The organism is Puniceibacterium antarcticum (assembly GCF_002760615.1).
Taxonomy (GTDB): Bacteria; Pseudomonadota; Alphaproteobacteria; order Rhodobacterales; family Rhodobacteraceae; genus Puniceibacterium; species Puniceibacterium antarcticum.
Map to the genome: position 1 here is coordinate 1 of NZ_AWWI01000182.1, position 13,576 is coordinate 13,576.

Sequence of the window (13,576 nt, forward strand, 5' to 3'; positions counted from 1 at the left end):
ACCACCCTTCTGGTCGCCCCCGCCCGCCTGCCCCTGCCACCCCGCCTCTGGGGGCTGATCGTGCCGCTGGCCGGTCTGCGCCCCGCCGCGCGCGGCGGCATCGGCGATTACGCCGACCTTGGCCAGATGGCCGTTGGTCTGGGGGCACATGGCGCGGCCTTTCTGGGCATCAACCCGGTCCATGCGGGCTTTGCCACCGATCCCGCCGGGTTCAGTCCCTATACCCCGTCCCACCGCCGCCGCCTGTCCACCCTGCATCTCAGCGTGCCGCAAACCGCGCAGCCCGGCGCGCCACTGATCGACTATGCCACCGACATTCCCACCCGCATGGCCGCGCTGGAAGATGCCTATGCAACGTTCACGCAATCCGTCGATCACTCCCAGTTCGACGCCTATCTGATCCGCGAAGCGGCCCCCCTGCAGACATTTGCCACCCATCAGGCCCTGTCGGACATCCACGGCGCCCACTGGAACCGCTGGCCAGTGGCCCTGCAGGATCCCGCCAGCGACGCGGTCAGGCAGGCCGCGCGCGACCTTGCCCCGCGCATCCGCTTTCACGCCTGGCTGCAATGGCTGGCCGAAGATCAGCTGGGTCAGGCCGCCCGTGCCGCGCGCGAGGCGGGCATGGCGCTGGGCCTCTACCTCGACCTTGCCGTCGGAACCCACCCCCATGGCGCGGAAACCTGGGAGGATCGCGCCAGTTTCGCCTTTGGCGCCACACTCGGCGCGCCGCCTGATGCCTTTGCCAAAGACGGGCAGAACTGGAACCTTGCGCCGTTCAGCCCGCAGGCGCTGATTGACGGGCAGTTCGCCGCGCTGGCCCAGACCCTGCGCCGCCAGTTCCGCGTCGCGGGCATGCTGCGCATCGACCATATCCTGGGCTTCGACCGCGCCTTCTGGGTGCCCGACGGCGCGCCCGGCGCCTATGTCCAGATGCCGCTCGACGCCATGCTCGCCGTCCTGCGCATCGAGGCCACCCGCGCAGGGGCCGTGGTGGTGGGCGAGGATCTGGGAAACACCCCTGAGGGTCTGCAAAAGGCGCTGGCGCGCTCGGGCATCCTTGGCTGTCGTCTGACCCTGTTCGAACAAACCGGGCGCAAGACGCCGCGTTTTCGCAGCCCGCGCGCCTATCCTCAGGCCAGCATCGCAAGCTTTTCCACCCACGACCTGCCCACTTGGGACGGCTGGCGTCAGGGCCATGACATTACCCTGCGTCATGATCTGGACATGATCGACCCAAAGGTCGCCGCCTCTGCCCGGATCCGGCGCCACGCCGAAGTGGCCGCCCTCGACCGCGCCACAGCGACGGACACGGCGACAGATACGGCGACTGGCACAACGACAAACACCGACGCAGAGCGGGCCGCAGACGTCAGCAAGATGCACAATCATCTCGGATGCAGCGACTCTCGGGTTGCAGCCCTGCAGATCGAGAATATCCTGCGCATCGTCGAACAACCGAATTTACCCGGCACGACCATCGCATACCCCAACTGGCGCCAGCGCCTGCCTGCGGGCGCCGATGAACTGCTGAAAGACCCAAGGCTGGCCGAAGCTGCCGCCGTGATGAAGCGCCATGGGCGCTAAAAGGAGAGTTTTGTGACCATTCTGACCATTTCCACCCAACCGATTGAGGGCCAGAAGCCCGGCACCTCTGGCCTGCGCAAAAAGACCCGCGTCTTCATGACACCGCATTACCTTGAAAATTACCTGCAGGCGACCTGGGACGGCATCGGCGGTGTCGCAGGCAAGACCCTGATCCTGGGCGGCGACGGGCGCTATTTCAACGACCGCGCCGCACAGGTGATGATCCGCATGGCCGCCGCCGGTGGCGCGGCAAAGGTCATCGTCGGTCAGAACGCCCTGCTCTCCACCCCCGCCGCCTCGAACCTGATCCGCAAGCGCGGCGCCGATGGCGGCATCATCCTGTCCGCCAGCCACAACCCCGGCGGCGTAGATGGCGATTTTGGCGTGAAATACAACGTCGCCAACGGCGGCCCCGCCCCCGAAGGTGTCACGGAAAAGATCTTTGCCGCGACCAAGGTCATCACCGAATACAAGATCGCCGAAACGCAGGACATTGACCTGTCGGCCATCGGCACCTCCACCCTGCTCGACACGGAAATCGAGGTGGTGGATCCCGTCGCCGACTATCAGGAGCTGATGGAACAGCTCTTTGATTTCCCGGCGATCAAGGCGCTGTTTGCCTCTGGCTTCCGCGTCCGATTTGACGCCATGCACGCCATCACCGGCCCCTATGCCACCGCGATCCTTGAAAACACTCTGGGTGCCGCGCCGGGCAGCGTGGTCAACGCCATCCCCCTGCCTGATTTCGGCGAAGGTCACCCCGACCCGAACCCGATCTGGGCCAAGGATCTGATGGACACGATGTTCGCCGACGATGCCCCCGATTTTGGCGCCGCCTCGGACGGCGACGGCGACCGCAATATGATCGTGGGCAAAGGCATCTACGTGACGCCCTCGGACTCCCTCGCCGCGATCGCTGCCAACGCCACCCATGTTAAGGCTTATGCCGGTGGTCTCAAAGGTGTGGCGCGCTCCATGCCGACCTCGCGCGCGCTGGATCAGGTCGCAGCCGCCCTTGGCATCGACTGCTATGAAACGCCCACCGGCTGGAAATTCTTCGGCAACCTGCTTGATGCGGGCCGCGCCACCATCTGTGGCGAGGAAAGCGCCGGCACCGGGTCCGACCACGTGCGCGAAAAGGATGGCCTCTGGGCCGTGCTGTTCTGGATCAACGTTCTGGCACAGCGCAAGATTTCCGTGGCCGACCTGATGGCCGAACATTGGAAGACCTACGGGCGCAACTACTATTCCCGGCACGATTACGAGGCGGTTGATGCAACGGCTGCCCAAAAACTGGTCGATGACCTGCGCGGACAGCTTGCAGACCTGCCCGGCACCACCATCGCGGGCCAGACGGTTGAGGCGGCGGATGAATTTGCCTACGATGATCCGGTCGACGGCTCGCGCAGCGAAGGTCAGGGCCTGCGCTTCACGTTCGAAGGCGGCGGGCGGATCGTGCTGCGTCTGTCTGGCACAGGAACCGAAGGGGCCACCCTGCGCGTTTACCTCGAACGGGTCGAAACCGACCCCGCAAGAATGCACGACGACCCGCAAGAGGCGCTGGCCGATATCATCGCCACCGCAGAGGCGCTTGCCGGAATCAAGGACCGTACCGGGCGCACCGCGCCCGACGTCATAACCTGAAGTAAAGACAGGAGGGCACATGCCCCTCGAAGATCGCATCTCCTTTGACGAAGCCGCCGCACAGGCGCGCGCAGACAGCTGTCATCAGACCCTGATGACAGCGGAAACCCGCTTTGATGCCGAAACCCAAATCGCGCGGCAGCTGGGCGGACAGATCGACGGGGACATTGCCCACTTCGGCTTCTGGGTGCCGGAACTTGCGGAAAACCGCGTGCCTTCGGGCGATGTGTTTCTTGAGGTTCTGGCCCCCACCGTGCCGCTCGACCTGACCGTCGCGCATCAGGACATCACGTTCGAACGCAGCTTTGTGCCGGTCATCCGTCTGGACGAACACTGCTTTACCGCCGTGCGCGGCATGATCGCCGGGCATCGCGACCAGATCGGCGATTTCTACGCCCTCACCTGGCGCGACAGCGAAGGGGCCTGGCACCGCATCCTCGACCCGCTCGCCATGTCCCTGCCCTTTGGCGTCATGGCCCCGGCAGAGCTGTATGATATCGCCGCCATGCAGGCCGGGCGCACCGACACCGCCTATTTCGAAAACGTGAGGGGCGACGCGCCGCACAAGTTCGGCCCGCCCTCCAACATCCTGCAGATCCACGTGCCCTCGGCCACCGCCGGCGGCACCATCGCCTCGCTCACCCGGCAGTTTCAGCGTCTGTCGGAACGCGTGTCACGCGATCTGCCACTGGAACCTGCAGATCAGCTGTTCATGGGCTACGATTCCGTCCAGCTCTTGCCGGTCGAACCCACCACCGTCTATGAAACCGGCCCGGATTTCTGGCAGGAAACCGATGACACCGAAACCGGCGTCACCGTCTCGCTCTACCGCCCGGACACCACCAACTGGGGCTATGACATCGTCATCTCCGGCATGGCGGCGGTGAACCCTGTGCTGCTGGAAACCGGCCGCCCGGATGAACTTGTCGATCTCGCCTGTGTGCTGCACAACTTTCCGGGCAAGCCGAAAAAGCTGGTCTTCGACGTGGTCTATGGCCATTCCGACAATCAGGGTCTGAACGCGCTGAGCCACCATTTCTTTGCCGGGCCGAACATGTACGGCCAGAACCTTGATTACCAGAATGCCGCCGTCCGCGCGATCCTGCTGGAAATGCAGCGCCGCAAGGTGGATTTCGGCGCCGATGGCGTCCGCGTCGATGGCGCGCAGGATTTCAAATACTGGGACCCCCATGCACAGGTCATGGTCCATGACGACGACTATCTGCAAAGCATGGCCGACATCGTGCAAGAGGTGGCCGGCACCCAATACCGCCCCTGGTTCATCTTTGAGGATGGTCGCCCCTGGCCGGACGAAGACTGGGAACTCAGCTCGACCTATCGCTCTGTCATCGAAAAGCAGCGCGATGATGATGTGTTCCAGTGGGGGCCGCTGACATTCGCCCATAACACGCCCTTCCTTTATACCTTCTGGCTCAGCAAGTTCTGGCGCATCCGCGAATGTGTTTCCGTCGGCTCCAACTGGATTTCCGGCACCTCGAACCACGACACCCTGCGCCGCGGCACGCAGGTTTCGCCCAAGATGAACATCAACACCGGCCTGGGCCACACCCGGATGGAGATCTTGGACAAGGCCTATGACAACCCCGCCGTACACACCCTGACCTATGTCGGCCTGCCCGGCGTGCCGATGGATTTCCTCAACGCCATGGCGCGCGGCTCCTGGGGGTTCATCCGCAATCAGGATGACAAATACGGGGTCAAGGTCGTGGCAGAAGAGGCGATCAGCCTCAAATGGCAGGTGGATGAATACAGCTATTCGATCCCCTCGAACTTCCGCAGGCTGAAAGAGCTGGGATTTGAAACCCGCAGCGATCTCAACCGCTTCTGCGAGTTTCTTCCTGCACTGGTTGAAGTAACAGAATATGATCTTGAGGATATCGCCCGCCTGCTGAACGCCACCGATCCCAAACTGGCCGGTCCGCATTACACCGTGGCCACGCTGAAACAGGTGTCGCGCGCCTGGATGGATGACATGCATGATTACTGCAACATCTCGCATTCCCTGCCCGGTCTCGACCCGGTGCAGTCTGCCTATACGCTGGCCCTGCGCGAATTCCGCGCCGCCCGCCCTTGGCTGCGCGACAACTACGGGCCACGCGATCACTTCGGCTATGTCGAACCGCTGAACGGGCGCACGGTCTTTACCTCACTGCGCCACGGCCCCGACGGCGAACAGGTGTTCAGCGTGCTGCATATGGAAGGCAAGCCCACCAGCGACATCGACCCGCTGCGCATGGGTGTGCCGGGCACCGAAGGGTTCGGATGGGAATGTTCCCTGCGCTCGCCCGGGATCGGTCTGGATTACGTCAGCGGCCCGATCATCCTGCGCGATTCCATGGCGCTGGTCTTCACCCGCAAGGGCTGAGGGGGCAGCGAATGACCAGACGCCGCCCCGATGTCGCGGGGCGGCTTTTCCACATGTTGACGAGCCGCAAGTCTATAGCGACCCGCCTTAAACTGTCGCGGCTCCTGCGTCCCGCAGACCAGCTGGCGCTATAACACCACGCGGTGCGCAGCCTGCCCCCTGAACCCGGTGGGCAGGGCAAAGGTGACGCCGGCCAGCCGGTCATCCTCTGCGGCGCCATGGGCGGCAGAGGTCACAAACAGTGTGCTCAGATCCGCACCACCAAAAGCCGGACAGGTGCTTTGCGCCGCAGCGACCCCCAGCGCGGTCATGAATTTCCCCTCGGGCGAATAGCAGGCCACCCGCCCCGCGCCATATTGCGCGTTCCACAGATTGCCCTGACTGTCACAGACCGCCCCATCCGGGTGCAGCCCCTCGGCGCGCAGGTCGATCCATGGCTCTGGTTCGCCCGCGGGCCAGCCCTCGCCGTCCAGCATCACCCGCCGGATCATGCCTGTCGTCGTATCGGCGAAATAGGCATAGGCCCCACCGGGGGCAAAGCAGATGGCGTTGGAAATGGTGATATCGGGATAAAGCAGCCGCAATTCGCCCTTGTAGAACCGATAGATCGCCCCGGCGCCCGCCTCGGCCTTCTTGCCCATGGTGCCGATCCAGAACCCGCCCCAGGGATCGGCACGCCCATCGTTGGACCGGGTTACGTCATTGTCCACCTCCAGCGGGCAAAGAATGGCCTCGGACCCCGTCACGGTGTCAAAGGTGAACAGATCCCGCTCTGACGCAATCAGCAGCGTGGTGTCGTCGATCCACCCGGCGGCCGAACACATGCGGTCAAAGTCCCACTGCACCTGCCCCCGCCCGTCGCGCGCGTAAAGCCGTTTTCCCAGAATATCGAACCAATACAGCATATGGGTCTGAGGATGCCAGAGCGCGCCTTCCCCAAGCTGGCAGATGCTGTCACTGTAGATCAGATGGCTCATGCTCTGGCTCCCGCATCATATGCGGCAACCAGGTCCGCCGCCCGCGCAGCGATATCCGCCGCAGACCGCCCCGGCGCATACAGCGCCGTGCCAATGCCAAACCCCGTGGCCCCCGCCGCAAACCACGCACCAAAGTTCGCCGCGCTGACCCCGCCCACAGCATAGGTCTTGGTCCCCTTGGGCAGCACCGCGCCAATGGCCTTCAGCCCCTCTGGCCCGATCAGGGACCCCGGAAACAGCTTGATCCCATCCGCGCCGGTGCGCAGGGCGGTGAATGCCTCCGTCGGGGTCATGACGCCGGGATAAGACAGCAGCCCCGCCCGTTTGGTCGCCATGATCACCCGCTGATTGCAATCGGGTGAGACGATCATATGCGCACCCATCTGCGCCAGACGCAGCACCTCTTCGGGGGCCAGCACCGTGCCCGCGCCGATGGTTGCCTGCCAGGCGAACCCGTCCAGCATCAGCTTGATGCTGTCATAGGGATCGGGTGAATTCAGCGGCACCTCGATCTTGGTGATGCCGGCACCAATCAGCGCCTCGGTGACGGCCGTGACCTCGGCCGGGGTGATGCCCCGCAGGATGGCAATGATTTCGCGGCTCATTTCGTGTCCTTCGTGGCTTGGGCGGCTTTCAGACCTTCCAGCGTCATCCGTTCAGAATCGGCCAGCGTCACCGGCACGGATTGCGCCATCAGCGCCGCGCGATAGGGGGCTGCCACAGAACTGGCGCCCAGCAGCGCCACCTGCTGGCCCAGCCAATAGGGCTTTGCCGCCGCAAGTTCCGCCCCGATCAGCATCCCCGACAGGCGCGCGCGCGCCGTGCCGCCGTCCAGATCATGCAGCAGCGATCCGGCGCGCAACCCGAACAGATCCGCCGCCAGCCGTTCGGGCCGCGACATCACAGTCTCCACCGCCTCGGCAAAGGCCGCATCGTCCCAGCCCTCGGACGCCACCGAATGGCGCAGCACCGACTGTCCCGACAGCAGGGCAAACAGCTCACCTGTCATGAAGGTGCGGAAACTCACAATTTCCCCGGCCGAAATATGCGCCCATTTGGAATGCGTCCCCGGCAGGCAGATGATGCCATCATACCCGGGGTTGAGCGCGAGGAACCCCGCGATCTGCGTCTCTTCCCCGCGCATCACATCTGCCGGATGGTCCTGGCTGACCCCCGTAAGGATGCGCACCCGCAAGCGCGGATCCTGCGTACCCACCAGCCGCGCCTGCACGGCCGAGGGCGGCTTGCAGGGCACTGTGGCATAGGGCGCCTCGGCCCAGCCCTGCCGCGCACCAGCCATGCCGCAGATCACCACTTGCGTGGCAACACCGTCGGGCAGTGCATCCCCCACCAGCTTCAGCAACGCCGGCTCAAACCCCTCAGGCGTCAGCCGACCCATGCCATCGGCACTGTCGCGGCGTTCGATCACCCCGCCCGCGCCATCCATCAGCCAGACCCGCAGATGCGAGGTGCCCCAATCGGCGGCAATCCATGTCACTGTGTCGTTCATCCTGTCACCACCACGCCGCCATCGACGGCCATCAATTGCCCGGTCATCATCCGGCTTGCCTGCGACGCCAGAAACAGCGCCGCCGCCACGATATCCGCGGGCAGGATTTCTTCCTTCAGACACTGGCGGTCCAGATGCGCGGCCAGCCCCTCGGGTGTCACCCACAGGTCGCGCTGCTTGTCGGTCATGACCCATCCAGGGGCAATGGCATTGACGCGGATGCGGTCGGCACCGAACTCCCGTGCCAGCGACCGGGTCATCGCCGTGATGCCGCCATTGGCCGTGGTGTACCCCGCATAACCTGCATTCCCCATCATGTAGCTGATCGAGGAAAAGTTCACGATCGCCCCACCCCCGGCGGCCTGCATCCCCGGGATCACTGCCTGCGCGGCAAAAAAAATACGCCTTGAGGTTGATCGCCTGCGACCAGTCCCAATAGGCCTCATCCACCTCAAGCGTCTTGTGCCGCTGGTCGTTGGCGGCATTGTTCACCAGCACGCTGATCGGCCCCTGCACCTGCGCCACCTGTGCAATGGCCCCCTGCAGCGCCTCGATATCGGTGATATCGCAGGGCACGAACAGCGGCGCACTGCCATATTTCGCCTGCATTTGCGCGACAAAATCAGTCGCGTCCGAGCGTTGCACAAACCCGACCCGGGCGCCCTGCGCCAGAAAGCCTTCGCTCAGCGCCGCGCCGATCCCCGATCCGCCGCCGGTGATGAACACCGACGCGCCCTTGAGGTCGGCAAAAAGTGGCATGTCCATCCGTGACCGTCTCCCATGACACGGCGGGGGCTCTGCCCCGCCAGAAATTTAATATCCCGCGCCCCCGCGCCGGATGGCCCGCCTGCCCGCACCGCCAGTTTCGCGGCGCTCAAAAAGGCTCCCCCGGTGGGACAGACGTCCGCCCCCGACAACACACAACGATGCGGTGGCACCTTGCGTATTTTTGAAGAGGCGAAACAGATGCGCCCCCTGACCCAGGCAGGTGTTCCAAGGGGGCGAACAGACAGTTTGCTGCACGCAAGTTTGCAAATTTTTCCTTCAGCAAAGCTGAAATCTGCAAATTCTCCCTGTGCAAATCTTTCTCCCCCCGCGCCCTTCAGGGCCGCACCCACAGCACAGGTTCCATTATATGAAACCTTGTTTTGTATATTGAAAACTTAACCCCGCGCGCATATCCCTGTCAACACTCGGCCCCAGGCCGGGTGCGGCAGAAGGGGCACAAAACATGGCGCAGACAGCTCGGCCGGGCGACGGCACCGTGGGCAAGGCGCTAGAGGTGCTGGACCATGTGGCCTCCTACGGGCGGCCGGTGCGGTTTGGCGAACTGCTGCAAGACACCCCCTTCCCCAAGGCGACGCTCTATCGCTTCCTGCAGACTCTCACCCATCAGCGCATGCTGGCGTTTGATCCGGACCGCGGCACCTATGTGCCCGGCCTGCGGCTGGTGCGGCTGGCCCATACCGCCTGGGCGCAATCCTCGCTGGCGCCGATCGCGCGCCTGCATCTGGACCAGCTCAGCGCCTCGGTCGGGGAAACCGTGCATCTGGCGCAGTTCGACCATGCGCAGGTGCTCTATGTGGACAAACGCAACGCACGGCAGCCGGTCGAAATGTTCAGCCAGGCGGGCAAGATCGGCCCGGCCTATTGCACGGGTGTGGGCAAGGTCATGCTGGCCCATCTGCCGCCCGCAGATCTGGCCCGCGCGCTCGACCTGCAATCCTGGCACCGCTTCACCCCGCAGACCCTGTGTGACGCCGACAGCCTGCGGGCCGAGCTGCAGGCGATCCGCGCCCGGGGCTTTGGCTATGACCGCGAAGAACATGAACCGGGCATTCTCTGCATCGCGGCACCGGTGCTCACCCGGGCCGGGCGGATTCTGGGGGCGCTGTCGATCACCACAACCACCGCGCGCAGCGACCTTGACCAGCTTGCGCGGCGCGCACCACAGCTGCAGGCCACCGCCCGCGCCATCGGGGACGAGGCAGAGGCTTGGGCCTTTCCACAGCCCCCCACCACCGACTGACGCAAACGCCCCCTGACGGCGCGCGCACCTCCTCTGGCGCCTCGCAGATCCGCGCAGCTTGGGACAAACCCTGCCCGCATCGCCGCCGCGCCTGCCTTCATCTGCCCTTAAATATCCCCGCCGGAGGCATAGATTCTTTTGACAACGCCTCGCCCGTCACCCCGTCAGCGGCACCATATCCACCGTATGGCGGCTTTTCTGCCCACCGGAAGACCGCACCGCGCCCTTGACCGGCGCCACGTCGGAATAATCCCGCCCCACGGCCACAACCACGTGATCCGCCCCGACCATCAGATCGTTGGTCGGATCATACTCGATCCATCCCAGCTCGGCCCCGCACCAGATCCGCACCCAGGCATGCATGGCATCCGCCCCTTCCAGCCGGGGCTGCCCCTCGGGCGGTTCGGTGCGCAAAAAGCCGCTGACATACCCCGCCGGAATGCCATGGGCGCGCAACCCCGCGATCATCACATGGCTGAAATCCTGACAGACGCCGTGGCGGTTGCGGAAAGATTCCGACGGCGGGGTGTTCACATCCGTCGCCTGCGCGTCAAAGCGCATCTCGCCATGCAGCGCGCGGCCCACATCGCGCACCGCCGCCAGAACCGTGCTGCCCTCGATCAGGATGCCGCCCACGAAATCGCTGATCGCGGAATCGAACCCAACACGCGGCGACGGCGCCAGAAAGTGGTGCGGACTGTCCGCGCCAATGCTTGTCAGCTCTGAAAGCTCCTGCGCCAGGCGCACCCGGTTTGGCGACAGATCCAGCTGCGGCGGCCGCGCGATCCGTTCCACCCGCGCGCGCAACTCGACTGTCAGCTTGGTCAGCGGTTTCAGAAATCCGATCTCAGTCATCGCATTGCCGAAAAAGTCGGTCCAGTCCATGCGCTCCTGCGGGCGGGGATCAAAGCTCAGCTCGCCGGTGATGCGCCGCTGTTCGCCCGCGCGGTTCAGCGGCAGCACCCGCAGCACATTGCGCGCCTGCATTGACGGCGCGGCATAATCATAGGTGATGGTCAGCTTTATATCATATATCATGGCATCACGTCAGATAGGTGCGGGTCAGCAGATCGGACAGCCGCCCCAGCGCCGCCGCCATCGACTGCAGCTTGTCGGTGCTCAGCCTGCCGGGATCCGCCACCGCCAGCTGGGTTTCGACGCGCAGTGCGGCGCGGGCCAGTTCGGACAGCTCGCCGTTCACCTCGGCGCCCGGCAGATCCGCGACCAGACGGCGGATCATGCTGACCTGATAGCGCACGGAACGCGGGTTGCGGTGATCCAGCGCCAGCAGATCGATCACCGTGCTGCGGTTGGTCTGGATCAGATAGCGGCGCCGGTGGGTCATGACGGAATCGCCAAGTTCGATAGCGATGTCGAAACTGCCCTCTGGCGCGGTGGGCGCGGCGAAATCCGCCAAGATCTGCGTCATCGCCTGTGCCCGTTCCAGCGCACGCCCCAGGCTCAGGAACCGCCAGCCGACAAAGCGGTACATGTTGTCATGCACCAGCCCGCCGAACCCGGCAGTGCCGCGCAGCATCAGGCTCAGCGCGCGGGCCGCCTCGTCCCCCGGCTGCGGCCTGTCCGCCGTCGCGATTTCCTGTTCAAGCGAGCGCAGCGCGGTCCAGCCATCAATGGAAAACCGGTCGCGCACCTTGGCCGCGCAGCGGATCGCGTGGGAAAGCTGGTCCAGAATATCCAGCGGCACCGGATCCTCCAGCGACACCCCCTTGCGGGCCAGATACTGCGCAATCCGCGCCACACGCAGATCATCGGGCACCCCCGCCTCGGCCAGACGCATGTGGTAGGACCGCACCAGACGGATCAGCCCCTCGGCCCGTTCCACATAGCGCCCCATCCAGTACAGGTTGTCGGCTGCCCGCGCGGGCAGCAGGCTGGGCGTGGCGCGCTGGAACGGCCTCTCGTTCACCGCGACCCGATCCGTCGGCAGCTTGCGGTCCGACACGATCCAGACATCGGCCACCGATCCGCCCCGCCGCAGTGCCAGCGCCGTGGCATCACCGCTGGCACCAATACGCGCATAGCCGCCGGGCATGATCGACCAGCCCTGCGCCGTGCGCGCCGCGAACACCCGCAGCATGACGGGGCGCGGCACAAGCTGGCCGTCCTCGTAGACCGGCGTTGTCGACAGGCTCACCGCCTCCTGCCCCACCAGGCCCGCGCCCTCTGCCGCCAGACGCTGCGCCACATCAGCCGTGCGCCCGTCAGGGAATCTTCCCGCGATGATCGTGTCGCCCTCAACCTCGAACGGCAGATCCTGCGCCAGCGCATTGCCGATCGTCATCCGGTCAGCATGGGACTGCACATAGTCCCGCTCCTTGGGCGCGCCGCACCACCATGTGGCGATATTGGGAATCGCCAGCGGCGCCCCCTGCAGCTCGCGCGCGATGCGCGGCAGAAACGCCAGAAAGGCCCGCGTCTGCAAGACACCGGTGCCCAGCGCATTGACCATGGACAGATGCCCGGCCCGGATCGAATTGACCAGCCCCGGCGTGCCGATCTGGCTCTTGTCGTTCAGCTCCAGCGGATCGACAAAGGCCGCATCCATCCGCCGCCACAGCACCGAAATCGGCTTGTTGCCCGCCACGGTGCGCACCATCGTGCGGCCCTCTTCGACCACCAGATCCTCACCCTCCAGCAGCATGAGGCCAAGGTAGCGCGCGATATAGGCATGTTCGAAATAGGTTTCAGTCCCAAGCCCGGCGGTCAGGATCGCGGCGCGCCCATCAGGCGCATCGCCGCCCGCCTGCATCGCCTCGCGGAAATGGCGAAAGAAGTCCCCCAACCAATGGATCTTGCCATGGGGAAACGGGTCGGAAAAGCTGCGCATCGTTGCGACCCGGTTTTCCAGCGCGAATCCCGCGCCCGACGGCGCCTCTGTCCGGTCCCCCAGCACAAACCACGACCCGTCCGGATTGCGGCCCAGCTCGAAGGCGACAAAGTTCAGGAAATGCCCCGACGGCGGCGTGATCCCCACCATCGGGCGCAGCCAGGCCGGGTTGCCCGCCACCAGCGCGGTGGGCAGCATACCCTGTTTGACCAGATCACCGGGGCCGTACAGATCCTGCACCACCTGTTCCAGAAGATCCGCGCGCTGGCGTAGCCCGGCGCTGATCTCCTGCCATTCCTCTTCGCCCAGCAGCACCGGCACATGGCTCAGCGGCCAGTCGCGTTCGGTCGATCCTTCTTCGCGGTACTGGCGATAGAACACGCCGGCGTCGCGCAGATACCTGTCACCACGATCAAAGCGCCGCGCGATATCCTCCGCGCTCAGCGCCGCAAAGCGCTGAAGAAACGGTCGCCACACCGGGCGCACCTGACCATCGGCGCCGATCATCTCGTCCGCCACGCCCGGTGGGACGTGGTAGTTCTTGATCAGCGCTGCAACAAGGTCCTGCTCTCGTATCGTACTTGCGGCCAAAGGC

9 protein-coding genes and 1 pseudogene are annotated in these 13,576 nt (G+C 64.9%); 4 read left to right on the forward strand and 6 right to left on the reverse strand.

Annotated features, from left to right (window positions below):
• The 3 genes from malQ to gghA all read left to right on the forward strand — a co-directional run.
• On the forward strand, window positions 1-1,587 hold a 1,587-nt coding region (gene malQ / locus P775_RS25700), incomplete at its 5' end, for a 4-alpha-glucanotransferase (protein ID WP_099913656.1).
• Window positions 1,588-1,599: 12 nt separating this feature from the next.
• On the forward strand, window positions 1,600-3,231 hold the full coding sequence (locus P775_RS25705) for an alpha-D-glucose phosphate-specific phosphoglucomutase (protein ID WP_099913657.1): 1,632 nt from the start codon (window positions 1,600-1,602) through the stop codon (window positions 3,229-3,231).
• A 19-nt stretch (window positions 3,232-3,250) separates the two neighbouring features.
• Window positions 3,251-5,617: a glucosylglycerol hydrolase gene (gene gghA / locus P775_RS25710; RefSeq protein ID WP_099913658.1), complete on the forward strand. Its 2,367-nt coding sequence runs from the start codon at window positions 3,251-3,253 to the stop codon at window positions 5,615-5,617.
• A gap of 128 nt (window positions 5,618-5,745) precedes the next feature.
• On the opposite strand, the gene P775_RS25715 is transcribed toward gghA, so the two are convergent.
• The 4 genes and pseudogenes from P775_RS25715 to P775_RS25730 form a co-directional block, all read right to left on the reverse strand.
• Window positions 5,746-6,594, reverse strand: a complete 849-nt coding sequence (locus P775_RS25715; RefSeq protein WP_099913659.1) for an SMP-30/gluconolactonase/LRE family protein — start codon at window positions 6,592-6,594, stop codon at window positions 5,746-5,748.
• The gene (locus P775_RS25720) at window positions 6,591-7,199 is read right to left on the reverse strand and encodes a 2-dehydro-3-deoxy-6-phosphogalactonate aldolase (protein ID WP_099913660.1); all 609 of its coding nucleotides are present in this window, start codon (window positions 7,197-7,199) and stop codon (window positions 6,591-6,593) included. The genes P775_RS25715 and P775_RS25720 overlap by 4 nt, the downstream gene beginning before the upstream one ends.
• Window positions 7,196-8,104, reverse strand: coding sequence for a 2-dehydro-3-deoxygalactonokinase (locus P775_RS25725; RefSeq protein WP_099913661.1), 909 nt, complete (start codon window positions 8,102-8,104; stop codon window positions 7,196-7,198). Before P775_RS25725 ends, P775_RS25720 begins: the two co-directional genes overlap by 4 nt.
• Window positions 8,101-8,869 (reverse strand): annotated as a pseudogene (locus tag P775_RS25730) (SDR family NAD(P)-dependent oxidoreductase). Before P775_RS25730 ends, P775_RS25725 begins: the two are co-directional and overlap by 4 nt.
• 466 nt (window positions 8,870-9,335) lie before the next feature.
• Here P775_RS25730 and P775_RS25735 point away from each other — a divergent pair.
• Window positions 9,336-10,133 (forward strand): IclR family transcriptional regulator, encoded by a 798-nt coding sequence (locus P775_RS25735; protein ID WP_099913662.1) that lies wholly within the window; start codon window positions 9,336-9,338, stop codon window positions 10,131-10,133.
• A gap of 156 nt (window positions 10,134-10,289) precedes the next feature.
• On the opposite strand, the gene P775_RS25740 is transcribed toward P775_RS25735, so the two are convergent.
• Both P775_RS25740 and P775_RS25745 read right to left on the reverse strand, forming a co-directional pair.
• Window positions 10,290-11,171, reverse strand: coding sequence for a transglutaminase family protein (locus tag P775_RS25740; protein ID WP_099913663.1), 882 nt, complete (start codon window positions 11,169-11,171; stop codon window positions 10,290-10,292).
• Window positions 11,172-11,175: 4 nt separating this feature from the next.
• Window positions 11,176-13,572: a circularly permuted type 2 ATP-grasp protein gene (locus P775_RS25745; RefSeq protein WP_245875867.1), complete on the reverse strand. Its 2,397-nt coding sequence runs from the start codon at window positions 13,570-13,572 to the stop codon at window positions 11,176-11,178.
• Window positions 13,573-13,576: the final 4 nt, after the last annotated feature.

What these genes read in the sequence shown, in the direction of transcription:
- P775_RS25720 (WP_099913660.1), bottom strand. Translation starts at nt 7,199, where the DNA reads ATGAGCCGCGAAATCATTGCCATCCTGCGGGGCATCACCCCGGCCGAG.
- P775_RS25740 (WP_099913663.1), bottom strand. Translation starts at nt 11,171, where the DNA reads ATGATATATGATATAAAGCTGACCATCACCTATGATTATGCCGCGCCG.
- P775_RS25715 (WP_099913659.1), bottom strand. Translation starts at nt 6,594, where the DNA reads ATGAGCCATCTGATCTACAGTGACAGCATCTGCCAGCTTGGGGAAGGC.
- P775_RS25725 (WP_099913661.1), bottom strand. Translation starts at nt 8,104, where the DNA reads ATGAACGACACAGTGACATGGATTGCCGCCGATTGGGGCACCTCGCAT.
- P775_RS25735 (WP_099913662.1), top strand. Translation starts at nt 9,336, where the DNA reads ATGGCGCAGACAGCTCGGCCGGGCGACGGCACCGTGGGCAAGGCGCTA.
- gghA (WP_099913658.1), top strand. Translation starts at nt 3,251, where the DNA reads ATGCCCCTCGAAGATCGCATCTCCTTTGACGAAGCCGCCGCACAGGCG.